Annotated in this window: 20 protein-coding genes; 10 read left to right on the plus strand and 10 right to left on the minus strand. The window is 72.0% G+C overall.

The genetic code is table 11. The features are described 5' to 3' along the window. Window positions 1-254: 254 nt before the first annotated feature. The 6 genes from G6O68_RS22285 to G6O68_RS22310 form a co-directional block, all read right to left on the minus strand. A complete protein-coding gene (locus G6O68_RS22285) occupies window positions 255-620 on the minus strand; it encodes a hypothetical protein (RefSeq protein WP_165250862.1) in 366 nt (121 codons plus the stop codon). 13 nt (window positions 621-633) lie between these two features. Beyond that, entirely contained in the window at window positions 634-930 is a 297-nt protein-coding gene (locus G6O68_RS22290) for a hypothetical protein (protein WP_165250863.1), read from the minus strand. A 133-nt stretch (window positions 931-1,063) separates the two neighbouring features. Continuing rightward, window positions 1,064-1,753, minus strand: coding sequence for a phytanoyl-CoA dioxygenase family protein (locus G6O68_RS22295; protein WP_165250864.1), 690 nt, complete (start codon window positions 1,751-1,753; stop codon window positions 1,064-1,066). Continuing rightward, window positions 1,750-2,160: a hypothetical protein gene (locus tag G6O68_RS22300; protein ID WP_165250865.1), complete on the minus strand. Its 411-nt coding sequence runs from the start codon at window positions 2,158-2,160 to the stop codon at window positions 1,750-1,752. The genes G6O68_RS22295 and G6O68_RS22300 overlap by 4 nt, the downstream gene beginning before the upstream one ends. Before the next feature lie 132 nt (window positions 2,161-2,292). Next, window positions 2,293-2,712 (minus strand): hypothetical protein, encoded by a 420-nt coding sequence (locus tag G6O68_RS22305; RefSeq protein ID WP_165250866.1) that lies wholly within the window; start codon window positions 2,710-2,712, stop codon window positions 2,293-2,295. Window positions 2,713-2,860: 148 nt separating this feature from the next. Then, entirely contained in the window at window positions 2,861-3,433 is a 573-nt protein-coding gene (locus G6O68_RS22310) for a hypothetical protein (RefSeq protein ID WP_165250867.1), read from the minus strand. Window positions 3,434-4,161: 728 nt separating this feature from the next. On the opposite strand from G6O68_RS22310, the gene G6O68_RS22315 reads away from it, so the two are divergent. The 10 genes from G6O68_RS22315 to G6O68_RS22360 all read left to right on the plus strand — a co-directional run bounded on the left by G6O68_RS22315 (window position 4,162) and on the right by G6O68_RS22360 (window position 17,442). After that, complete coding sequence (locus G6O68_RS22315; RefSeq protein WP_165250868.1) at window positions 4,162-4,845, plus strand: MotA/TolQ/ExbB proton channel family protein; 684 nt, start codon at window positions 4,162-4,164, stop codon at window positions 4,843-4,845. Between the two features lie 82 nt (window positions 4,846-4,927). Continuing rightward, window positions 4,928-5,365, plus strand: a complete 438-nt coding sequence (locus G6O68_RS22320) for an ExbD/TolR family protein (protein ID WP_165250869.1) — start codon at window positions 4,928-4,930, stop codon at window positions 5,363-5,365. A gap of 319 nt (window positions 5,366-5,684) precedes the next feature. After that, on the plus strand, window positions 5,685-6,806 hold the full coding sequence (locus tag G6O68_RS22325) for an ExbD/TolR family protein (protein WP_165250870.1): 1,122 nt from the start codon (window positions 5,685-5,687) through the stop codon (window positions 6,804-6,806). 45 nt (window positions 6,807-6,851) lie between these two features. After that, window positions 6,852-7,835, plus strand: a complete 984-nt coding sequence (gene galE, locus G6O68_RS22330; RefSeq protein ID WP_165250871.1) for a UDP-glucose 4-epimerase GalE — start codon at window positions 6,852-6,854, stop codon at window positions 7,833-7,835. A gap of 57 nt (window positions 7,836-7,892) precedes the next feature. Beyond that, window positions 7,893-9,212 carry a tetratricopeptide repeat protein gene (locus tag G6O68_RS22335; protein WP_165250872.1) on the plus strand — a complete coding sequence of 440 codons (1,320 nt, stop codon included), beginning with the start codon at window positions 7,893-7,895 and terminating at the stop codon, window positions 9,210-9,212. A 138-nt stretch (window positions 9,213-9,350) separates the two neighbouring features. Beyond that, window positions 9,351-10,613 carry a metallophosphoesterase family protein gene (locus G6O68_RS33355; protein WP_165250873.1) on the plus strand — a complete coding sequence of 421 codons (1,263 nt, stop codon included), beginning with the start codon at window positions 9,351-9,353 and terminating at the stop codon, window positions 10,611-10,613. Beyond that, window positions 10,610-14,245: an AAA family ATPase gene (locus G6O68_RS22345; RefSeq protein WP_165250874.1), complete on the plus strand. Its 3,636-nt coding sequence runs from the start codon at window positions 10,610-10,612 to the stop codon at window positions 14,243-14,245. Before G6O68_RS33355 ends, G6O68_RS22345 begins: the two co-directional genes overlap by 4 nt. A gap of 20 nt (window positions 14,246-14,265) precedes the next feature. Continuing rightward, window positions 14,266-16,458 carry a GH32 C-terminal domain-containing protein gene (locus G6O68_RS22350; RefSeq protein WP_165250875.1) on the plus strand — a complete coding sequence of 731 codons (2,193 nt, stop codon included), beginning with the start codon at window positions 14,266-14,268 and terminating at the stop codon, window positions 16,456-16,458. Window position 16,459: 1 nt separating this feature from the next. Beyond that, the gene (locus G6O68_RS22355; protein ID WP_165250876.1) at window positions 16,460-16,885 is read left to right on the plus strand and encodes a GNAT family N-acetyltransferase; all 426 of its coding nucleotides are present in this window, start codon (window positions 16,460-16,462) and stop codon (window positions 16,883-16,885) included. Further along, window positions 16,882-17,442, plus strand: a complete 561-nt coding sequence (locus G6O68_RS22360) for a PH domain-containing protein (RefSeq protein WP_165250877.1) — start codon at window positions 16,882-16,884, stop codon at window positions 17,440-17,442. Before G6O68_RS22355 ends, G6O68_RS22360 begins: the two co-directional genes overlap by 4 nt. Window positions 17,443-17,490: 48 nt before the next feature. On the opposite strand, the gene G6O68_RS22365 is transcribed toward G6O68_RS22360, so the two are convergent. From G6O68_RS22365 to G6O68_RS22380, 4 genes are all read right to left on the minus strand, one after another. Continuing rightward, window positions 17,491-18,972 (minus strand): glycoside hydrolase family 10 protein, encoded by a 1,482-nt coding sequence (locus G6O68_RS22365; RefSeq protein WP_165250878.1) that lies wholly within the window; start codon window positions 18,970-18,972, stop codon window positions 17,491-17,493. Window positions 18,973-19,043: 71 nt separating this feature from the next. After that, window positions 19,044-20,039, minus strand: a complete 996-nt coding sequence (locus G6O68_RS22370; RefSeq protein ID WP_165250879.1) for a nitrilase family protein — start codon at window positions 20,037-20,039, stop codon at window positions 19,044-19,046. Between the two features lie 70 nt (window positions 20,040-20,109). Next, window positions 20,110-21,429, minus strand: coding sequence for a hybrid sensor histidine kinase/response regulator (locus tag G6O68_RS22375; protein ID WP_240911448.1), 1,320 nt, complete (start codon window positions 21,427-21,429; stop codon window positions 20,110-20,112). A 72-nt stretch (window positions 21,430-21,501) separates the two neighbouring features. After that, window positions 21,502-22,368: a response regulator gene (locus G6O68_RS22380; protein ID WP_165250880.1), complete on the minus strand. Its 867-nt coding sequence runs from the start codon at window positions 22,366-22,368 to the stop codon at window positions 21,502-21,504. Between the last annotated feature and the right edge of the window lie 42 nt (window positions 22,369-22,410).

The raw sequence follows: 22,410 nt of genomic DNA on the forward strand, positions 1-22,410 counted from the left end.
GGGGAAGACAGACCGCGCAGCGGTCAGATGAGGGGGGGACGCTCGCGGGGAGCTTCGAGGTTCGCAGCCCCGCCCGCACGGCCGACGGCCCTGGGAACGGTCGCTGGAACTCCGTCGGCGCTCGTGCTCGTCCTCCCCCTCATCCGGCCCTTCGGGCCACCTTCCCCCGCCAGGGGGGAAGGGCGTTGGGTTCGCTCTGGACACCATCGTCGGGATGGCCGCATGTCCCTCCCGGGTCGGGCGACGACGTCCGCTCATCGAGTCTCCCCCGTTCCCGGACCTTCATCCTTCGGCCGGGCCGGATAATGCTCCGGGTGACGGGCGGCATGCTTGCGGAAGGCCGCGATCGCGCGGCGGATCGGGGCGGCCTTCAGGGGCGTGCGCCGGTGGCTGTAGTAGTAGGTTTCCTCGCCCTCGTCGCCATCGGCGGGCGCGTCGACCTCGTGCGGGTGGACCTGCCACCAGGAATGGTGGTCCACCCAGACGCGGCCGATGTAGTCCTCGGCCATTTGCAGCGATGACGCGACGTGGAACTGGACCGAGTCGACCCGGGGGGCGTCGGGCGTGCCCATGATCTCGTAGTGCATCACCACCCAGACGACCCGCCTTCGCCGCCCCATGGCCCCCGTCCCGTTACTTCCCCAGCTCCTTCTCCAGCTTCCTCAGGATCAGCCAGAGGACGAACACCACGGCTTCCAGCCCCGCGACGAGGCCGACGATCCAGAACCGCTCGCGGAAGCCGTAGCCCAGGACGGCGGGGAGGTTCGGGAGCTGGGCCACCGAGTTGATCCAGAAGTTGGCCTTCTCGGCGTCGCCCGTCGGGTCGTGCTGGAAGTAGTCGGCCGCCAGGAAGGCCCAGCCGAAGTACGCCACCAGCAAGGCCAGCATCGCCGCCACCCAGCCCACCGACTTGCCGCTCTCGTCCGACATGATCGCTCCACCAAGGGTTCGAAACTAATGGCCCTTCCGGGACTCTCGACGCACGCGCAATGCTTGCACGCACGAGAGAATGGTAAGCGAGGCGTGCCGCTGAAAGAAGGGGATTTCGTCGGATCCGCCGGATTCAGACGCGATCCCGCCATCGCAGTCCGAAAGGCGGCTCGGGCGGGCCGAACAGGAAGTGCAGGACGCGACGGCGGCCGCTCCCGGTCGCGCGCGACGACGCGTGGAGCAGGAGCGGGCGCATGACCAGGACGTCGCCGGGGCCCGCGAGGCAGGCGACCTCGGGCGAACCTCGGCGCGCGTCGGGAACGCGCGAGGGGTCGATCCGCCCCAGCCGATGCGACCCGGCCGCGACCCGCAGGGGTCCGTCGTCGGGGCCGCAGGGGTCCAGGTGCAGCCGCACGGCCGCCATCTCGGCCAGCAGAGCCTCGGGCGGCTGGACGAAGGTCGCCCCCTCCTTGCGCGACCAGCCTCGGAGCGCCGGGTGGTCGACCCGTTCCGCCACGGGGATGCTCAGGTCCTGATGCCAGGGGACGAGCCAGTTCGCGTCGCGCGACTTCTCGAACGACGTGCATTGGACCGCGACCAGGCCGGTCGGCAGGAGTCTCGCGAGCGGCCCATGGAGCCGGAGCCGATCGACGAGCGCGCGGCACCAGGGCTCGGCCAGCAGGCTCCGCGTCCCGGCCGTCGATCGGCCCGCCGGCCGCTCCTCGGCCGACAGCTCGGCGCACTCGTCGGGCGTCAGCACGCGTTCGAGGATCGCGAATCCCTGGTCCTCGAACAGGTTTCCGCCCGATCGCCCCGCGTTCATCGATTCCATTGGCTGTAGGTGAACGGGTCCGTCACCCAGGCCAGCATCGGCTGGAGCGGCTCCAGGAGCGGGACGAGCTGGTCCGCTTCGGCCCTCAGGTCGGCCCCCGCGGCGACGCAGAGCAGGGCGACCGACTCGTAGCGTTCTTCGTATCGCTCAAGGGGGTGGGGGACTCCCAGGCAATCGGGAGGGGTCCGGGGGAACTCGCCGGCCAGCAGCTCGCCCAGGCCCCAGATGTGCCGGACGTCGGGCCGCGTGGCCCGCCATCGTTTCAGGGTCGCCCCGAGGTACCTCAAGGCTTCGGCCGGGGCCTCCGCATGCGGCACGATGACGAGGAACGACTGATCCGTGGGGTCCAGGGCCGCGCGTTGCTCGGCCCACCAGCCTTCCTTCTCGGGTCCGTCCATCTCCTCTGTCCTCCATCACAGGGGATCTCTCGCCGGACGCGCGGCCCCCGCCGGGTCGGGTCCACGGGCCGGATCCAGTGTCGCCGGGGGGGTCGCCTCGCTCAATGGCCGACCGTCGGGATGGTGTCGACGTCATGGCGCCGATCCGCCGACGTGCTCGCCGGTCGGAGCCTCGTCGCGGGCCCAGATCCACCAGCCGAAGGCCGCGACCCCGGACCAGGCGGCCAGCCAGGCGACGATCACGAAACGGCTCGCGTGCACCAGCCAGAAGGCGTCCAGGAGCGCCTCGGGCGAGCGTCTCGCCACGAGCCACAAGGCCAGCATCGGGACGAGCGCGACCGAGGTCGAAATCAGCCACCATCGCGCCGTCCACGACTGCCGCATCAGGGCCAGGGTCAGGCCCCCGGCGAACCACGCCAGAAACGCCGGATACGCCAGGATGAAGGCCGGCGGCGAGGGCCGCACCAGGACGAAGCCCAGGCCGATCGGGCCGACGACAAGGGAGGCGAGGGCGACGATCCTCCGGCGCGTCCAGGCCTGGCGCGATCTCATCCGCGGGGCCTCCCCATTCGGGCCAGCACTCGGACTTCGCGACACGACGTCATCAACGTCTCTACCGGGGGGGAGGCATCCGGGGACGCGCCCCCCTCGCGGACGAGTCGCCCTCACTTCCCGATGAGCCATCCGGTCGATCGGGCGATCACGCGCCGCCGGCCAGCGAGGCCAGGAGGGCACCGTGATATTCCGGGTCCTTGTCGTGGAACTGGAAGACGCCGGCGGCGACGTCGACGTTCAGGTAGACCTCGGCGTACAACTCCTCGGGCCCGTCCGGGTGGAGGAAGGCCTTCATGCGGATCGGGGCGCGGAGCACCTCGCGAGGGTCGCCTTGCAGGCCGATCAGGCCGACGGCGATCCGGTCGACCATCCCGCGCGGCGGCGGCCGGTCGTAGGCGCGGGCGAGGACGCCCAGGAACGCGTCGCTCTCGGGGCCCGTCCGCCGCAGGACGCCGCCGCCCTGGTGGAACGGGGGCGACTCCTCGACCAGGATCCGGGGCTCCCAGGACGGATCCAGGTCGAGCGCGAGGCCCACGACCCGGCCGTCGAGCCGACCTCGGGCCACGACGCGGACGACCCCCGACCCGTCGTCGGTGACCTCGGCGATCGGCAAGTCGACGTCCACGAACCCGTGGTCCGAGGTGATCCGCCCCTCGCCCCGGACGGGATCGCGCCCGCTCTTGGAAAGGCGTTCGAACAACCTGGCGAGGATTCCCATGACCGATTCCCGCCCCGTCACTCCTGATGATCCGACGTTCGCAACGCCTCAAGCCCGCCATCATGACCAACCGCGCCGGCCGGGGCCAGGACCACGCGGCGCTCGCGGTCACGGATCCCCCGGTCCGAGGACGCCCGACGGTCGCTCCGCAACCGGTCCTCATGTCGTACTGTGGGGTTAGGGGGCGGTGCGCCCGGTTCTCTGGCAATTCGGCCGTCGGCAAGGGGTTTCGGCGGGCCCGGAGACGCCCGTCGACTCTCCTGACGGAGACTCTCATGGCGTCGAGCGAGAAAGTACGCGAAACGCGCCGAACGAACCCAATCTCGGGTCCCGTTTTGTGCGCTCAACCCGTTTTCCTGGAGTGATTTGCGGCCGATGGCTTCGTTCTCGGCGGGCGGCGAACGAAGCCAATCGCGCGGGGTGCACGGTGGATCGAGACGGGTTCCGCGGGAGGATCGACGAAACGCGTCGAACGAAGCCAATTTCCGCGCCCGAAAACGAGGGTTAACTCCCCGCGCAGAAGCGGCTTGCGGCCGATGGGTTCGTTTTTCGAGCCCGGCGAACGAAGCCGATCTCGGAGGCGGAATGGGGACTTTCTGAAGACGGGGCGGGGGTTGCTTGCTCAGGACGCAGGAATTCGGGCAGAATAGCGGGGCGTGCGGTATGAGGAGCGTCCCGGGGGCCGGGGTGGGCTCCCGGAGGATCGAGACGATCGGGGCGGGGGTCGCATGAACGTCACGCGGATCATCGACACTTTCGGCTACGTCATCTACGGGGCGCTGGCGTTCCTGGCGGTGTGGGGCGTGTACAACGCGATCCTCCTCTATCGGACCCTCCGCAAGAAGACGATCAAGGACCCGACCGCCCTGATCCTGCAGGTGCAGGAGCTTTGCCAGGCGAGGAAGTACGACGCCGCCATGAGCGTCTGCCAGAGCCCCACCTACTGGCACACGGCGCTGGCGCAGCTCATCGCCGTGGCGCTCAAGAATCGGGCGAAGGGACTGGCGAAGGTCAAGCAGCTGCTGGTCACCGAGTTCCACACCGAGGTCGTCGCCGAGATGGAGAACCGCCTGGGCTCGATCTCGACGATCGTCCGGATGGGGCCGCTCCTGGGGCTGCTGGGGACGGTGGCGTCGATGATCGCGGCGTTCGGCCGGATCGGCAGCTCGGAGAAGGTGAACCCGAACGCCCTGGCGTCGGACATCAGCCTCGCGCTCTGGGCCACCGGGGCGGGGCTGCTGATCGCCAACCCGATGATGATCATCGGCAACGACTTCCACGCCCGGCTTCGCCGCCTCCGCGACCGCACCGAGCGGCAGCTCCAGGACGTGCTGGACGTGATCGAGACGACCGAGAACCCCAAGGCCCCGGCCCCCGCCGAGCGGCCCGCGAGGCCCGCGTCGTCGCGCTGAGGTCGGGCTTCGGTCGGGCGGTCGGTAGACGTTCGGCGGATCGACGGGTCCGCCTGGCACTTCACGCGAGCGGGGCGGCCCCATGCTGCTGCGACGGGATGCGACCGGGGAGCGCGACGAGCACATCGACATGACGCCGATGGTCGACGTGGTGTTCCAGCTGATGACGTTCATGCTCTTCTCGTCGCAGATGACCGGCGGCGAGCTGGTGGAGGTCCCCCCCGCGCGGCACGGGGTGGGGGTGGAGCAGTCGGCGGCGACGTGCCTCACGCTGCTGGAGCCGAAGGCGGCCGGCGACGAGCCGCAACTGCTGCTGGGGCACGGCGACGGCCCGGCCGCAACGCTCGACCAGGCCCGCCGGGCCGTCGAGGAGGGGGTGAAGCAGGGGATCCGCAAGGTCATCCTCCAGGCCGACGGCGACGTCTCGCACGGCAAGGTCCTGGAGGTCGCCGCGGCCGTCTCCGAGGTCGAGGGGGTCACCGTCCACGTCGGCGTCCAGGAGGCGGAGGGCATGCCGTAGGGGAGCCACGAGCTGAACCGTCGCCGATCGTCCTTCTCCCCTCGTGGGAAAAGGTGGCCGAAGGCCGGATGAGCGGGGCGTTCCGAGTAGCCGTCGCTCATCCGTGGAGTCCGCCTTGATGGTCCCCCTCATCCGGCCCTGACGGGCCACCTTCCTCCACCGGGGGGGAAGGGAACGAGAAGCAGACCGTCGTTTTCTGGTCTCGTCCGCCTTGATGGTCCCCCTCATCCGGCCCTTCGGGCCACCTTCCCCCACCAGGGGGGAAGGGAATGCGAAACACATCTGGTGTTTTTTATAAGATCACGAAAGTCGGGGCGGCATGGCTTCCTGGGACGTCTTCCATTCCGATCGCCTGGAGCTGGTGCGGGGGCTCTCCTCGGAGGAGGTGCGGTCCGGCGTCGCCTCGGGCGCGATCCGCGACGACGACCTGGCGAGGCCTTCGGGGACGGCGGCCGCCTGGGTCCGCGTCGCCGAGGTCCCCGAGCTGATCGCCCCGCCCGCCGACGACTTCGAGATCCGCGCCGAGGACACGCCGCCGGTCGGCCACGAAGTGATCGACGACCTCTCGTTCCCCGTCCTCGACGAGCCCGCCCCGCCGCCGGCCCCCGCCCCGGGCCCGCCGCCCCCGGCCTGGGGCTGGGATGACGAGTCGGAAGACTCGGACGAAGACGAAGAAGTCGAGGATGAGGACGAGGAGCCGGAAGTGCCCCAAGCCCCGAGCGTGAGGGCGGCGGCGGCCTCGTGGGACCTGGGCGAGGAGGATCTGGACCTCGACCGGGGCGAGCCCGTCTCCGCGTCGGACAGCCGCGTCGCCCTGCCGGCGGCCCGCTCGCGCGACTTCGACGACCGGGCGGAGGGCCTGGAGGGGGAGGAAGACGAGGACGGCGGCCTGGTCTCGCTGACGCGCTCGGGCCCGCAGACGGTGGAGGAGCTGGACCTGGCGGCGATGGTCGACGTGGCCTTCCAGCTCGTCCTGTTCTTCCTCGTCACGGCGACGACGATCCTGTACAAGACCCTGGAGATCCCGAAGCCCTCGGCCGAGGCCCCCCCGGAGGCCGTCGCCCAGGGCCGCAACCGGACCCTCGAAGACCTGCAGGAGGACTACATCCTGGTGGAGATCGACCCCGAGGGGAACGTCAAGATCGACCGCGAGCCGGTCGTCGCCCGGCTCAAGGAGCTGGCCGAGACCCTGCGGACGGCCCGCGAGAAGACCAACCGCACGACCATGCTCCTCTCGGCCGACTTCGCCACCCCCCACCGCAGCGCCGTGCTCGCCTACGACGCCGCCAACGAGATCGGCCTGGGCATCGCCATCGCCAAGCCCCTCCCCCCGCAAGGCCCGCCCCCGGCCCTCCGGCCCGCCCCGGCGGCGAAGAAGGCCGGGGCCTGGAAACCGGCCCCGGCTCCTCCGCATGCGGCGGAACCCCCGCGTTTCGGGTAGACTCGAAGGCTCGGGCTGACGAAGTGGATCGATTCGGAGAAGACGATGAACGTGCTCGTGTCGGGGGGCGCCGGATACGTGGGGTCGCATGCGGCCCGGATGCTGTCCAGGGCCGGCCATGAGGTCTGGGCGTACGACAACCTGGTCTTCGGCCATCGCGGCGCCGTCGCGCCGGGGAGGCTGATCGAGGGGGACCTGCTGGACAGGGGGAAGGTGGTCGCGACCCTCCGCGAGAAGCAGATCGACGCGGTGATGCACTTCGCCGCCTTCGCCTACGTCGGCGAGTCGGTCACGGACCCGGCGAAGTACTACCGCAACAACGTCGTCGGCACCCTCTCGCTGATGGACGCCATGCGCGAGGCCGGCGTCTGGCGGATCGTCTTCTCCAGCACCTGCGCCACCTACGGCGAGCCCCGATCGGTCCCCATCGGCGAGGACCAGCCCCAGAATCCGATCAACCCGTATGGATACACCAAGCTGGTGATCGAGCGGGCGCTGGCGGACTTCGCCAGGGCCTACGGCTGGGGGTACGCGGCGCTCCGGTACTTCAACGCGGCCGGGGCCTCGGCCGACGGCGACCTCGGCGAGGACCACGACCCGGAGACGCACCTGATCCCCCTGGTCCTCCAGGTGGCCCAGGGGCGTCGCGAGCACATCACCATCTTCGGGGATCGGCTCCCCACCCCGGACGGCACCTGCATACGCGACTACATCCACGTCGACGACCTGGCCTCGGCCCACATCTCGGCCCTGGAGAAGCTCCGGCCGGGGACCGAATTCCGGTGCAACCTGGGGACCGGCCGGGGGACGAGCGTCAAGGAGGTGATCGAGGCCTGCCGCGAGGTCACCGGCCACGCCATCCCCGCCGTGGTCGCCCCGCCCCGCGAGGGGGACCCCCCGGCCCTCGTCGCCGACGCCGGCCTGGCCCGCCGCGAGCTGGGCTGGACCCCCCGCTTCACCAGCATCGGCCCGATCGTCGAATCCGCCTGGAAGTGGCACCAGTCCCACCCCGACGGCTACGGCGCCTGACCCCGGCCCTCGCCCTCGCCGCGCCGCGCGGACGCATCCACAACTCGGAACCCGACCATGCCCACGCACCGCCGCCCCCGAGCCCTCCCGGCCGCGATCGCCGCGCTGGCCCTCCTGTCGACCCGGCCCGCGCCGGCCGAGGCCCAGGACGCCGGGGCGAAGGGCGCCGAGGCGCGGACGCGAGGCGTGGCCCTGCACGAGCGGAAGGACTACGTCGGGGCCGTCTCGGCGTTCACCGAGGCCCTCGCGCTCGACCCGAACGACGCCCTGGCGTACTACGACCGCGCGACCTCGTGGGCCGAGGTGCCCGACCTGGACAAGGCGCTGGCCGACTACGACGCGGCCCTGAAGCTCGACCCCAAGCTGGCCTCGGCCTACGTCGGCCGGGGCCGACTCCGCGCCGCCCGGGGCGAGATCGACGCGGCGGTCGCCGACTACTCCCGCGCCGCCGAGGCCGACCCCAAGGATCCGCTGGCCTTCTTCGCCAGGGCCCAGGCCGAGGCCTCCCGACGAGGCTACGCGAAGGCCCTGGCCGACTACGACGAGGCGATCCGGCTCTCCCCGTCGAGCGCCCTGTTCCACCTCAGCCGGGGCGACGTCCGGCGAGCGACCGGGGACCTGGCGAAGGCCGTCGAGGACTACACCCGGGCGATCCGGCTCGACCCCCGGCTGGGCGACGCCTACGACGCCCGCGCCGCCGCCGCCTTCGACCAGGGCCGCTACCTGGAGGCCGTGACCGACTACGGCCGTGCCATCAAGGTCGAGCCCGAGGACGCCCGCGCCCACCTCGGCCGGGCCACCGCCCTGTTCGAACTCCGGGAGTTCGACCTGGCCGTCGCGGACTACGGCAAGGCCCTGGAGATCGACCCGAAGTCGGCCGAGGCCTTCTACGGCCGGGGCCGCGCCCGCGCCCAGACGGGCGACCTCGATCGGGCCGCCGCCGACTACGACGAGGCCCTCCGCCTCAACCCCGGACACACCTCCGCCCGCACCGGCCGGGGCGTCGTCCGGCTGCTCCAGAAGCGCTTCGCCGACGCCGCCGCCGACCTCGACGCGGCCCTCGAACGGAACCCCGACGACGCCGTCGCCGCTACCCACCGCGCCCGGCTGCTCGCCGCCTGCCCGGACGCCAAGTTCCGCGACGGCACCCGCGCCCGGGAGCTGGCCGAGCGCGCCCGGGCGATCACCAGGGAGGCCGAGCCCCACGCCCTGGCCGCCCTCGCCGCCGCCGACGCCGAGCTGGGCCGGTTTCCCACCGCCGTCTCCTGGCAGTCCCTGGCCCTGAAGCTGCTCCGCAACCCCGACGACCGCGCCAGGGCCCAATCCCGGCTCGACCTCTACAGGCGAGGCGAACCCCTCCGCGACCCCACGCCCTGATCCGGTCCTGACGGTCGCACCGCCGGCCTCGCGTCGAAATCCACGCCGATTGCCCTCCCCGGACGGGGGACAAAAGTACAATATCGAGTGGATCGACCGCCGGCCCGTGCCCGTCACGAAGCGAAGGATCGTCGCGACATGAAGTTCGTCCACGCCGCCGACCTGCACATCGACAGCCCCCTGCGCGGGCTGGAGCACTACGAGGGCGCGCCCGTCGAGCGCGTGCGGCTGGCCACGCGCGTCGCCCTGGCGAACCTCGTGCGGGCCTGCGTCGAGGAGGAGGCGTCGTTCCTGATCGTCTCGGGCGACCTCTTCGACGGCGACTGGAACGACTTCAATACGGCCCTCTTCGCCGCCGCCCAGATGCGGACCCTGCGCAACCACGGCGTCCGCGTCTTCGTCATCCGGGGCAACCACGACTCGCGCGACGAGATGAGCTACCGCGTGCCCTGGCCCGACAACCTCCACATGCTCGACTGCAAGAGGCCGGAGACCATCGTCCTCGAAGACCTCGGCGTGGCGATCCACGGCATGAGCTTCCCCCGTCGCGAGCTGACCGAGAACCTCGTCCCGCGCTACCCGGATCCCATCAAGGGGCTGTTGAACGTCGGCCTGCTGCACACCAACGCCACCGGCTCGCTCGACCACGACTCCTACGCCCCCTGCTCGGTCGGCGAGCTGGCCGCCAAGGGCTACGACTACTGGGGCCTCGGCCACATCCACAAGCGCGAGGTCCTGCACGAGGGGCCCTACATCGTCTACCCCGGCAACACCCAGGGCCGCCACGTCCGCGAGACCGGCGCGAAGGGCTGCGTGGTCGCGACCGTCGAGGGGGGCGAGGTCGCCTCGCTGGCCTTCCGCTCGACCGACGTCCTCCGCTGGCGCCGCGAGGCGATCGCGCTCGCCCCCGAGGACGGGGTCGACGAGCTGATCGACGCGGCCCGCATGCGGCTCAAGGCCGTGGCCGGCGAGTCCGACGGCCGCCTGGCCGCCGTCCGCCTGGAGTTCAAAGGGCGCTGCCGCGCCCACCGGACGCTCGGCGACGAGACCCGCAGGCTGGAGACCGTGGCCCAGCTCCGCGCCCTTCCCGGCGAGTTCACCGACGACCTCTGGGTCGAGAAGATCAAGCTGGAGACCGACCTCCCGCTCGACCGCGAGCAGCTCCGCAAGGGCCGCGACGTGCTGGGAGACCTGCTCCGTTCCATCGACGACGTCCGATCCGACGACGCCGCGCTCACCGCGCTGGGCGAACAGGTCCGGAAGCTCGCGACCCGGGCGACGCTGGAGCTGAAGGACGAGGGCGACGACCGCTTCGCCGGCCCCGACCAGCTCCGTCGCTGGCTCCGCCAGGCCGAGGACGAGCTGCTCAACCGCCTGACGACGACGGAGGCCCGCGCATGAGGATCCGCACCCTTCAGGTCGGCGCCTACGGCCGCTTCCGCGACCACGAGTTGGCGTTCGAGGGGGAGGGGGTCCAGATGATCCTGGGCCCCAACGAGGCCGGCAAGACGACCCTCCTGGAGTTCGTCCGCGAGCTGCTGTTCGGCTTCGCCGAGCGCACCCCCTACGCCTTCGGCCCGGCCGCCGGCCGCATCGAAGGCGCCGCGACCCTCGCGCTGGACGACGGCCGGTCCGTCGAGCTGCGCCGCCGCAAGGGGCGGAAGAACACCGTCTCCGGCAGGCTCGAAGGCGCCGACGGCGAGCTGGACGAAGCCCGCTTCGAGGCCCTGCTCGGCGGCGCCTCGCCCGGCCTCTTCCGCTCGGTCTTCGCCTTCGGGCTGGAGGAGCTGGCGGCCGGCGAGAAGTCGCTGGCCGATCAGAGCGTCAAGTCGGTCCTCTTCAGCGCCGGGGCCGCCGGCGGGGCCGACCCGAAGAAGGTCCTGGCTTCGCTCGACGCCGACGCCCGCAAGCTCTACACCGACCAGTCCCGGAACCTCGTCGTCAACAAACTCCTCGCCGACCTGGCCGAGCTGTCGAAGCAGGTCAAGTCGAAGAGCGTCCGCTGCGAGGCCTACGAGCAGCGCCGGAAGGAGCTGCTGGACGCCGAGGCCGAGGCCGAGGCCCTCGCCGCCGCCCTGCTGGAGGCCGCCCGCGACCTGGCGCTGCGGGACAAGCTGGCCAGGGCGTACGCCCCCTGGCGCGAACTGATGTTGATCCGTCGCGAGCGCGAGGGGCTCTCCGCCCCCGAGGGCCTGCCCGCCGACGGCCTGACGCGGTTCGACGCGATCGAGGCCGAGGCCGCCCGGCTGGCCGGCGAGCGCGACGACCACAAGGCGGCCGCCGAGTCCGCCGAGCGGGCCCTGGCGGACGTCCGGTTCGACCCCCGCCTGATCGACCGCCGCGCCGTCGTCGAGGGCCTCTACCGCTCCATCGAGGCCGTCGGGCAGGCCCGCCGCGACCTGCCCGAGGACCGTCGCGCCCGCGAGGCGGCCCTGAGCGAGGCCGCCGCGAGGTTGGCCGGCCTGGCCCCGTCGTGGACGATCGAGGACCTCCGGGCCTTCCGGCTCACCGCCGAGCGGAAGGACCGGCTCGACCGCCTGGCCGCCGAGCGCGACGCCCGCGAGAAGGCCCTGGGCGAGCTGGCCTCGCGCCGCGAAGGCTTGCTGCAAGACCTCGACGAGAAGGCCGCCGCGCTGGCCGACCTGGGCGAACCGGCCGACCTCGCCCCCTGGGCCGCGCTGCTCCAGGAGGCCGACGACTACACGAAGAACGTCCAGGACTGCGAGCGCCGCCGCGTCGAGCACCGCAAGCTCCAGCGCGAGGTCGACGACCTGCTCCCCCGGCTCGCCCCGCCGCTGGCCTCCCCCTCGCCCCGCGCCGCGCTCCTCCCGGCGCCGCCGCGCGCGGCCGTCGCCCGGTTCAAGCTGGACCTCCAGAAGATCGACCAGCGCGTCGAGGCCGCGGAGTCCGGCCTGCGGAAGGACGAGGCCGAGCTGGCCGCGCTCGAACGCGAGGTCGCCGCGCTCAGCCGACGCGACGGCGACCTCCCCAGCCGCGACCTGCTCGACGAGATGCGCCGGGGCCGCGACGCCGGCTGGGACCTCGTGCATCGCAAGTACGTCGAGCACGAGGAGGTCGAGGCCGAGGTCCGCGAGTGGCTCGCCGACCACGCCGCCGAGGCCGCGCCCGACCTGGTCGACGCCTTCCCCGCCATGGTCCGCGAGACCGACCGTTACGCCGACGAGCTGTTCCGCCACTCCAGCGCCGTCGCCAAGCTGGAACAGCTCCACGCCCTCCGCGACCGCATCCGGCGCGACCGCGAGGCCCTCGACGACCTCCGGGCCGACGCCGCGACGACCCTCGACCGCTGGAAGGCCCTCTGGGCCGACTGCAGCTTCGAGCCCCTGGCCCCCGAGGCGATGGAAGGCTGGCTCGACCGCCTGGAAGACCTCCGCTCGCTCCAGTCCAAACTGACCGAGAACGAGCAGGAGGGCCGCCTGGTCCGCGAGGCGATCGACGCCTTCGAACGCCGGCTCGCCGAGCTGACCGGCCGCGAAGGGCCCGGGGCCCGCCTGCTGGCCGCGGCCCGCGAGCGCGACCGGGAGATCCGCGAGGCCGAACGCGCCCGCGCCGCCCTCCAGGCCGAGCTTCGACGCCTCCGCAAGAAGGCCGACGACGCCGACGCCGAGATCGCCGCCCGTCGCGGCGACGAGCCCGCATGGGACGCCCGCCGCATCGACCTCCTGCGCGAGCTTCGCCTCCCGGAGACCTGGGACGTCGCCCTCCTGGGCCGGGTGCTCCAGGGCCTGAACGAGGCCGCGATGGAGCTGAAGAAGGCCGACGACCGCAACGGCCGGATCGCCGCGGGCGAGGCCCGGATCGCCGAGTTCGAGCCCCGCGTGCGGGCGCTCGTCGACGAACTGGCGCCCGACCTGGCCGACGTCGCGCCCGAGCAGGCCGCCGCCGACCTTCACGCCCGGCTGACCGAGAGCGTCGAGGCCCGCGAGCGGCGGGCGAACCTGGAAAAGAACCGGGCCGACGCCCTCGCCGAGGCCGACCGCCGCGACGCCCGCCTGGCCGTCCTGCGGGCCGACCGCGACGCCCTCCTCGCCGCCGCCGGCGCCGAGACCGCCGACGCCTTCCGCGCCGCGGCCGGCCGCGCCGCGCGGATCGTCGAGCTGGAGAGCCAGGTCCGCGACCGCTCCCGCGAGTTCGACCGCCTCCGCGAGGCCGAGCCGCTCGACGCCTTCGTCGCCCGCCTGGAGGCCGCCGACCTCGCCGGCCTGGAGGCCGATCGCGCCGCGGCCGAGGCCCGCCACGAGCGCCTGAAGGGCGAGAAGACCGAGGCCGACCGGAACGTCGGCTCCTGCCGTAAAACCCTCTCCGACGTCGAAAAGGGGGGCGGCGACGCGGCCGAACTCCAGGAACAGGTCGCCTCCCGGCGCGCCCAGCTCGCCGAGGCCGTCGACCGCTATGTCCCCCTGGTCTTCGCCCAGCACCTGCTGAAGCAGGCCATCGCCCGGTTCGAGCAGGACGCCCGCCCCGAGATGCTCCGCGAGACCTCGCGGATCTTCGGGACCATGACCGGCGGCCGGTACGTCGCGGTCGAGCGCCCGGACGACGACGAGGCCCCGCTCCAGGTCCGCCGGGTCGACGGCGAGGTGCTGGAGCCCCACCAGCTCTCGGCCGGCAGCCGCGAGCAGCTCTACCTGGCGATCCGCCTGGCCTACGTCCTGCACTATTGCGGCCGCGCCGAGTCCCTGCCTATCGTGATGGACGACGTGCTGGCGAACTTCGACGACGACCGCTCCCGGCGCACGCTCCGGGCGCTGGGCGAGGTCTCCAGGAAGGTGCAGGTCCTGTTCCTGACGTGCCACCCGCACGTCGTCGAGCTGGGCCGCGAGGTCTTCCCCCTCGTCCGCCCGATCCTGCTGAACCCCGCCGGCAAGCCGGCCGAGGCCGTGCCGACGAAGGCCGGGGGCGAGGACGAGGACGAGGTCGAGGCCGGGCCCGCGACGGCGGTCAAGGAGTCGCCGAAGGCCGGGAAGGCCCGTCGCCAGCGCACGCTCCTGGACCTCTCCCCGTCCAACTGACCGAACAGGAACGTCCCGCGATGAGCACCCCCCGCAGGCCCGGCCGAACGGCCGCGCTCCTCCTCGCCCTCCTCGGGCTGGCCGCCCCGACCGTCGCTCTCGCCGAGGGCCCCAAGCTTCGCGACAAGACGCTGGTCGTCTGGGTCGCGCCCGCGAACACGACCCAGCGGGGGACCGGCGTGCTGACGATCCAGCGCCCAGGCGGGCCGTTCGACGCGATCGTCCTGGGCGAGATCGCCCCGGCCCGCTGGATGGCCGGCAGCGAGTTCTTCCGCCGCACCCACGCCGACCAGGCCGCCTGGCCGGCCGAGACCGCCGGCCCCGAGACCTTCGTCCAGGTCGCCGTCTCGTATCGGGGCAAGCACGTCTCGATCCATCGCGACGGGAAGCTTTACGCCGAATACGACATGGCCTCCGAGCCCGCCGCGTTCGACGCCTCCAGCGTCGTCCTCCTGGGGCTCCGCCACCTGGAGATGCTGGGCGGGCCGACGTTCCGCGGGCAGATCGAGGACGCGCGGATCTACCCGTTCGCCCTCGACGCCGAGTCCCTGGCGAAGCTGAAGCCCGACGTGGCGTCGGACCCGGAGCCCCTCGTCTGGTGGACCTTCGACGACGGCAAGGCCGAGGACCGGATGGGTCACGTCCCGCCGGCCAAGCTGATGGGCGCGGCGACCGTCCGCGACGGCCGGCTCCACCTGGACGGCGGCTTCGCGATGATCGGCCAGGGGCTCGGCCCGGTCCGGACCCGCGAGACCGAGGACTGGCCGACGTACCACGTCACGGCCCTGCCGCATGAGGGGCTGGCCCGCCCCTACGACGCCAACGGCTGCATCTACTGGAAGGGCAAATATCACCTGATGTACATCTACCAGGACCCGACGCTCCCCAAGGGGGGCCACTGCTGGGGGCACGCCGTCAGCACGGACCTGGTGGACTGGACCTTCCTCCCGCCGGCCCTCGTCCCCCAGCCCGAGGACAAGGACGTGGGGATCTTCAGCGGCAATGCCTTTCTCGACAAGGACGGCGTCCCCACGCTCTGCTGGTTCGGCGTCGAGGCCGGCGTCTGCGTCGCCACCGCGACGGACGACGACCTGATCGTCTGGAAGAAGCACCCGAAGAACCCGATCATCCCCATGCCCAAGCCGGGCGAGCCCGGCCACGGCGTCTACACGGTCTGGGACCCGTACCTCTGGCTCGAAGGCGACGACTACCTCTGCCTGCTGGGCGGCAACAAGCTCCCCAACGGCAAGGACACGCTCTACACGATGAAGTCGAAGGACCTCGTCTCGTGGACCCCCGTCGGCCCGTTCTTCGAGCACCCCGACCTGTCGTGGACCACCGAGGGCGAGGACTGCTCGTGCCCGGACTTCTTCAAGATCGGCCGGGGCGACAAGCGGGCGCTGCTGTGCATCAGCCACAAGGTCGGCGGACGGATCTATATCGGCCGCTATGAGAACGACCACTTCCACCCCGAGAAGCACGTCCGGATGAACTGGCCCGGCGGGCAGTTCTTCGCCCCGGAAAGCCTGCTGGACGACAAGGGCCGGCGGATCATCTGGGCCTGGGTCACCGACCCCCGCACGCTGCCCACCCAGCAGGCGACCGGCTCCGGCGTGCAGAGCCTCCCCCGGATCATCGACCTGGACGACGAGGGGAACCTGACGATCAAGCCCGTCCCCGAGCTGGAGCGCCTGCGACGGAACCCCAGGACGGTCCCGGACGCGTCCCTCGCCGACATCCGGGGCGACGCGATGGAGCTGGCGATCGAGGTCGACCCGCGCGGCGACGAGGTCGCCGTGGCCGTCCGCTGCACGCCCGACGAGTCCGAGAAGACCAGCATCGTCTACAAGCCGGCCGCGAAGACCCTGGCGATCGACTCCTCGAAGTCCACGAAGCGCGACGACGTGGTCTACACCAACGGCCCGCTCGACACCGGCGGCCTGCTGCGGGGGTCGGACTACAAGAGCCCTCGGAACGTGGTCGAGGCGCCGCTGGAGTTGAAGCCCGGCGAGCCGCTGAAGCTCCGCATCTTCCTCGACGGGCCGATGCTGGAGGTCTTCGCCAACGACCGCCAGTGCCTCACGCAGCAGGTTTTCCCGGAGAGCCGGGACGCGCTGGGCGTGAAGGTCTCGGCGAAGGGGGGGGCCGCCGCTTCGCTCCGCGCGTGGGACATGGCCCCGGCCAGGTTCATCGACCGCAAGGGGGCCCGCTGACGTGGCCCTGACGTACCAGCGGGAGAGCCATCCCGCGTTCACCCCCGAGGAGTTCGTGGACGTGCTGGTCCGATCCACCCTGGCCGAGCGCCGGCCGGTGGACCGGCCGGACGCGATCCGGGGGATGCTGGAGAACGCCGACGTGATCCTGACCGCCCGCGACGACGGCCGGCTCGTCGGCGTCTCGCGGGCGCTCACGGACTATCACTTCTGCACGTATCTCTCGGACCTGGCGGTGGACGTCGGCTACCAGGGCCGGGGGATCGGCCGCGAGCTGATCCGGCTGACGCACGAGGCGGCGGGCCCGCACACGACCCTGATCCTGCTGGCCGCCCCCAAGGCGCGGACCTACTACCCCCACGTCGGCCTGGCCCCGCACGACTCCTGCTGGATCATTCCCCCCGGCCCGAGGCCCGAGAGCCCATGACCGACCCGACCGAGGCGCCGATCCGCGTGGTGCGGCCGGTCCCCCTGCCGAAGCAGTTCGCGATCGTCGGGTCGATCCACAGCCTGGGGATCGCGCTCTTCGTCGGCTTCCTGACGCTGGTGGCGCTGAAGCTCGGGGCCGATTTCGCCAACGGCGGCTCGGGCGACGTCAACCTGCCGTTCGCGCTGGCCTGGTCGGCGACGGCCTTCGGGATCGCCTTCCTCGGCCTCTGGTCGCTGCACTACGCGAAGCTGATCGTCGCGCGCTCGCGGACCGCCTACCACATCCACGCCGACCGCGTGGAGGTCCGCCGCGACGGCTCGCCGCGCCCGACGGACGTCATCCCGCTCGACCGCGGCGTCGCCGTCCAGTCCTGGACCGGCCCCCTCCTGCGGCCGCAGGGGCTCGCGACGCTGACCCTGGTCGTCGAGGAGCCCTCGGGAACCGGCGGCCGCGTCCGGCACGTCTTCCACCCGCTCCCGAACGTCCCCGACCCCGACTCGGTCGCCGACCTGATCCGCTCGCTGATCCACGCCCGCCGCGTCGAGGTCGGCTGATCTCTCCACCCCTCCCGGCAGGTCAGGAGGGGTGGAAGCGTCGACGTCTCAGGGCTTGGCGAGGTTCGACCGGACGGGAGGGCCGGCGATCCCGGTGCGGCTGACGCCGAAGGCGACGAGTCCGTCGGCGGCGGGGAGCGTCAGGGGCGCGGAGGCGGGGAGGATCCGGGTGGTCCAGGCGTCGCCCTTGCGGAGCTGGACGACCCAGAGGGCGGCGGGCTCGCCGCCGGGGCCTGAGGCCAGGGCCACGTTCCCGCCGTTGATGGTCATGATCGGGCCGGCGGGGACCTTGTCGCCCAGCCAGGGGAAAGCGGGGATCAGCGAGGGCTCGCGGAACAGGCCCTCGGCGAGGGTGGTGGCGATGCCCTGGCGGTCTTGCAGAAGGGGCTTCATGCTGAACAGGACGACGCCGTCCTCGCCGGGGGCCTCGCGGATGATCTTGATCTGGTTGAGGATCTCCTCGGGCGCGTAGCCCTCGCCGGGCTGGCGGCCGATGCGGCTGACGGTGAGGCCGGGCCAGACGTGGCGGGCCTTGGCGTTGATGGAGATCCAGTAGTTCAGCAGCGGGCGGAAGGGCTGGCCGGGGGCGTCGATCTTCCAGTAGAGCTGGGGGGTCCAGTAGTCGATCCAGCCGGACTGCAGCCAGCTCTCGGTATCGGCGTAGAGCTTGGCGTACTGGTCGAAGCCGACCACGCCGGCGGGCTTGCCGGGGCGGGGGATGCCGAACGGGCTGATGCCGAACAGGACGTGGGGCTTGGCCTTCTTGATGCCGTCGTAGAGGTCCCGGATGAGCTGGGTCATGTTCGCGCGGCGCCAGTCGCCGCGGTCGGCGGGGTCGTCGGCCTTGTGGTGACGCTTCCAGCTTTCGTCGTCGGGGAAGTCGATCTCGGCCTTGGTCTTCGGGTCGGCGACGGGGTAGGGGTAGAAGTAGTCGTCGAAGTGGATGCCGTCGACGTCGTAGCGGCGGACCACGTCGAGGATCACGCCGAGCGTCTGCGCCCGGGCGTCGGGCTCGCCCGGGTCCATCCACAGGAGGTCGCCGTACGAGCGGACGAGGTCGGGGCGGGCCTTCGAGACGTGCGACGCGGCGGCCTCGTACTTCCCGCCCGCCTGCTTGGCGCGGAACGGGTTGAACCAGGCGTGGAGCTGCATCCCGCGGGCGTGGGCCTCGTCGATCCAGAACTGGAGCGGGTCGTAGTAGGGCTCGGGCGCCTTGCCCTGCGTGCCGGTCAGGTAGTACGACCAGGGCTCCAGCTCCGACGCATAGAGCGCGTCGGCCGCCGGGCGGACCTGGAAGACGACGGCGTTGAAGTTCGACTTCGCGAGCCGGTCGAGGATCGCACGCGCCTCCTGCTGCTGGACCTCGGTCGACAGGCCGGGCTTGCTGGGCCAGTCGATGTTGGCGACGGTCGCCACCCAGGCCGCTCGGAACTCGCGGGGGATCGGCGGGGGCGTCTTCGCTCCTTCCTCGGCGGCGGCGGGGGGCGCCGCGGCGAGGAGGCAGCAGGCCAGCAGGGGGGCGATGGACATGGAGGGGCTCCTTGATCCGAGGGCTTCGCGACGGATGAAGGGCCGATTGTAACGCGCCGGGCGTGCGGGAGTCAGGCTGGGCCGGGGGGCTTCGGGGGGGGCTCGACCCGCTCTCGGGAGAAGCGCGCGGCGCGGGGGTCCAGCTCGTGGCCGAGGCGTTCGGTCAGGAGGCCGTACAGCTCGGGGCGTCGGCCTCGGATCCAGCGCCTGCCGGTGCAGAGGGGGAGGAGGTCGAGGTCCAGGTCGGCGACGACCAGCCGATCCTCGGCCTTCCAGGTCTCGGCGAGGATGCGGCCGTAGGGGTCCAGGATCATGGCGTTGCCGGTGCGGACCTCGCCGGCGTCCTCGCCCACGCCGTTGCTGAAGAGGATGAAGTAGCCGTTGTCGTGGGCCCGGCTCGGGAGCCAGCGGAGCAGCCATTCGCGTCCCTTCGGGCCGCGGAACTCGGCCTCGATCGCCTCGGGGTCGGCCTGGCGGCGGTCCCACAGGGCGGGGTCGATCGGGCCCATCGCGTGGGGGCTGCGGGAGTCGCAGCCGCCGGTCTGGTGGGGGGCGATCAGGACGTCGGCGCCCAGCAAGGCCACGGCGCGGGCGTTCTCGACGAGGTTGTTGTCGTAGCAGATCAGGACGCCGGCGCGGACGCCCCAGGGGGTGTCGAAGACGGTGTAGCGGTCGCCGGCGGCGATGTGCTCGCTCTCGAACGCGTGGATCTTGCGGTGGCGGTGGACGGCGCCGTCGGGCAGCGCGACGACGTAGGTGTTGAACAGCCGGCCGTCGTCGCCGCGCTCGATCAGCCCCGCGCCGATCGCCAGGCCCGAGGCGAGGGCCAGGGCGCGGAGCCGTCGCGAGGAGGGGCCGTCGGGGACCGGCTCGGCGAGCGCCTCCAGGCCGTCGCGGTCGAGCTTGGTGGCGTGCCAGTAGCCGGTGAGGCACATCTCCGGGAAGGCGAGGATCTTCACCCCTCGCGCGCGGGCCTCCTCGACGAAGCGCTCGACGACGGAGAAGTTGTACGGCTTGTCGCCGGCGCGGTGGTGGAACTGCACCGCGCCGCAGGTCAGGACGGCCATGAGGGGCGGGCCTCGGCTGTTGGGGTCTCGGTCGATGGGAGGGCCCGTCGGGCCGCGTCCGGGTCCGGGGTCAATCGGGCGAGATGGATTCCGCCCGGTCGGGGGCGAGGTCGGCGTCGACGTCGGGGGCGGCGCGGCGGGGGAGGAGGAAGGCGAAGACCGAGCCGCCGCGGCCGTCGGTGGGGCAGAAGGCCTCGACCCGGCCGCCGTGCAGCTCGACGAACGTCTTGACGAGGGAGAGCCCCAGGCCGATGCCGCGCTTGCCGAACTGGTACTCGCCCGAGGAGTGGTGGAGGGTGTCGAAGCCGGTGAAGAAGGGCTCGAAGAGGAAGCGGTGCTCCTCGGGGTCCAGGCCGGCGCCCTGGTCGCGGACGGCGATCCGGACGAAGCGGGGGGCCTCGTCGTCCCCCTCGCCCTTGGGGTCGGGCGCGTCGGCGGCCTCGACGGCGATGGTCATGCCGTCGGGCGTGAACTTGACGGCGTTGGCCAGCAGGTTGATGAGGACGTCGTGGATCTTGTCGCGGTCGCAGGCGACGGCCGCGAGGCCGGCGGGGACGGAGACGTCGACCGACTGGCCGCGCTTCTCCAGGTAGGGGGACAGGACGTCGACCGCGCCGCGGATGAGGGGCTCGAGGTCGACGGGCTCGACGCTCAGGGGGCGGGCGAAGGCCTGGGTGTCGACCAGCTTGAGCATGCGTTCGACGGTCCGGGCGAGGCGGGCGGCGGCGGCGTGGATCCGGTCCACCCAATCGACCTCGACGGGGGAGGCGGTCGGCCCCTGCGACATCTTCCAGAGGTCGGCCAGGCCCTTGATGACGGTGACCGGTGTGTTCAGCTCGTGGCTGGCGACTTCGAGGAAGGCGCCCTTGAGGCGGTCGGCCTCGCGGAGCCGGGCGTTGGCGGCCTGCAGCTCGACCATGAGCCGGGCCTTCTCGACGATCAGGTCGTGGCGCTCGACGGCCTGGCGGATGAGCGCCTGCAGCTCGTCGGGTTCCCAGGGCTTGGCGATGTAGCGGAAGACGTGGCCCTGGTTGATGGCGTCGACGACGGTGCGGAGGTCGGCGAAGGCGGTGAACAGCAGCCGGGTGGTCTCGGGGCGGACGTCGGCGGCCTCGCGGAGCAGCTCGACGCCGGTCATGCCGGGCATCCGCTGGTCGGTCAGCACGGCGGCGACGTCGGGCGCCTGGCGGAGGTATTCGAGGGCCTCGGCGCCGCCGCCCCGGGTGACGACCTGGTAGTCGATGCGCAGCAGGTCGTGGACCGAGCGCAGGACCTCGGGCTCGTCGTCGACGACGAGGACGACGGGCCTCCGGCGGGGCCGGGGCGGTTCGGCCGTGGCCGTGGCCCCCGGCGCGGCCGCCAAGTCGTGACGTTCTCGGGTCGTAACCACCGACGCAACTCTCCGATCGAGGCCGGGGGACGCGTCGCGGCGCGCCGGTCCGCCCGTTGGTCAATCCGTCGGTCAGGCCTCCGGCGCGGGCGGCGGCGCCGGCGTCGGCTCGGGGCGAGGGTACCGCTTCAGCAGCGTGACCTCGTTGCCCTCTCGATTGTACTTCATGTCGTCGACCATGCCCTGGCAGATCAGCAGGCCGAAGCCGCCGGCCCGGAGGCCCAGCTTGTCGCGCACGTCGAGGTGCGAGAACGGGTCGTCGGGGGCGGCGGCGTGGGGCAGGGCGCCGCGGTCGAAGCCGGGGCCTTGGTCGCGGATGACGATCTCCAGGCTGTCGTGGTGGACCCGGTAGGTGATCTTCACGAGCCGGTCGGAGCAGTGCTGGTTGCCCCACTCGATGGCGTTCTGGGCCATCTCCATCACGGCCTGGCGGATCTGCATCACCTGGTCGTTGGAGAGCGGGGTGGCCCGGCAGACGTTCATCAGGAAGTCGTTCAGGTCCTTCAGCAGCGTGATCTCGCTGTTGAGCTCGACGTGGATCTCGCCGTGGAGGTCCTGGCGGAGCATGCTCTCGCGCCAGGCGCGGGCGGCGGCGATGGCGTCGAAGAGCTGGTCGACGCCGTAGGGCTTGGTCAGGTAGGCGTTGGCGCCGACCCGGAAGCCGTGCATGCGGTGCTGGCGGTCGTCCATGGCGGTGAGCATGACCACCGGCATCAGCATGGTCGCCCGGTCGCCGCGGAGCCGGCGGCAGACGTCGAAGCCGTTGACGTCGGGGAGCATCAGGTCCAGCAGCACGACGTCGGGCTGATGCCGCCGGGCCAGGACCAGCCCGGTCTCGCCGTCCTCGGCGATGAGGGCGTCGAAGCCGCGCAGGCCGAGGATCCGCTGCACCAGGCGGGCCTGCTCCGGATGATCTTCCACGATCAACGCCGTCGCCATCTTCGTGGTTCCCGTGGGCCGGCCCGCGGCGCATCCGTCTCG

It is taken from the genome of Paludisphaera soli, assembly GCF_011064595.1.
Lineage (GTDB): Bacteria > Planctomycetota > Planctomycetia > Isosphaerales > Isosphaeraceae > Paludisphaera > Paludisphaera soli.

Excerpts from the sequence above, each read along its gene's own strand:
- G6O68_RS22285 (WP_165250862.1), bottom strand. The coding sequence starts at position 620 with ATGGGGCGGCGAAGGCGGGTCGTCTGGGTGGTGATGCACTACGAGATC.
- G6O68_RS22290 (WP_165250863.1), bottom strand. The coding sequence starts at position 930 with ATGTCGGACGAGAGCGGCAAGTCGGTGGGCTGGGTGGCGGCGATGCTG.
- G6O68_RS22295 (WP_165250864.1), bottom strand. The coding sequence starts at position 1,753 with ATGAACGCGGGGCGATCGGGCGGAAACCTGTTCGAGGACCAGGGATTC.
- G6O68_RS22300 (WP_165250865.1), bottom strand. The coding sequence starts at position 2,160 with ATGGACGGACCCGAGAAGGAAGGCTGGTGGGCCGAGCAACGCGCGGCC.
- G6O68_RS22305 (WP_165250866.1), bottom strand. The coding sequence starts at position 2,712 with ATGAGATCGCGCCAGGCCTGGACGCGCCGGAGGATCGTCGCCCTCGCC.
- G6O68_RS22310 (WP_165250867.1), bottom strand. The coding sequence starts at position 3,433 with ATGGGAATCCTCGCCAGGTTGTTCGAACGCCTTTCCAAGAGCGGGCGC.
- G6O68_RS22315 (WP_165250868.1), top strand. The coding sequence starts at position 4,162 with ATGAACGTCACGCGGATCATCGACACTTTCGGCTACGTCATCTACGGG.
- G6O68_RS22320 (WP_165250869.1), top strand. The coding sequence starts at position 4,928 with ATGCTGCTGCGACGGGATGCGACCGGGGAGCGCGACGAGCACATCGAC.
- G6O68_RS22325 (WP_165250870.1), top strand. The coding sequence starts at position 5,685 with ATGGCTTCCTGGGACGTCTTCCATTCCGATCGCCTGGAGCTGGTGCGG.
- galE (WP_165250871.1), top strand. The coding sequence starts at position 6,852 with ATGAACGTGCTCGTGTCGGGGGGCGCCGGATACGTGGGGTCGCATGCG.
- G6O68_RS22335 (WP_165250872.1), top strand. The coding sequence starts at position 7,893 with ATGCCCACGCACCGCCGCCCCCGAGCCCTCCCGGCCGCGATCGCCGCG.
- G6O68_RS33355 (WP_165250873.1), top strand. The coding sequence starts at position 9,351 with ATGAAGTTCGTCCACGCCGCCGACCTGCACATCGACAGCCCCCTGCGC.
- G6O68_RS22345 (WP_165250874.1), top strand. The coding sequence starts at position 10,610 with ATGAGGATCCGCACCCTTCAGGTCGGCGCCTACGGCCGCTTCCGCGAC.
- G6O68_RS22350 (WP_165250875.1), top strand. The coding sequence starts at position 14,266 with ATGAGCACCCCCCGCAGGCCCGGCCGAACGGCCGCGCTCCTCCTCGCC.
- G6O68_RS22360 (WP_165250877.1), top strand. The coding sequence starts at position 16,882 with ATGACCGACCCGACCGAGGCGCCGATCCGCGTGGTGCGGCCGGTCCCC.
- G6O68_RS22365 (WP_165250878.1), bottom strand. The coding sequence starts at position 18,972 with ATGTCCATCGCCCCCCTGCTGGCCTGCTGCCTCCTCGCCGCGGCGCCC.
- G6O68_RS22370 (WP_165250879.1), bottom strand. The coding sequence starts at position 20,039 with ATGGCCGTCCTGACCTGCGGCGCGGTGCAGTTCCACCACCGCGCCGGC.
- G6O68_RS22380 (WP_165250880.1), bottom strand. The coding sequence starts at position 22,368 with ATGGCGACGGCGTTGATCGTGGAAGATCATCCGGAGCAGGCCCGCCTG.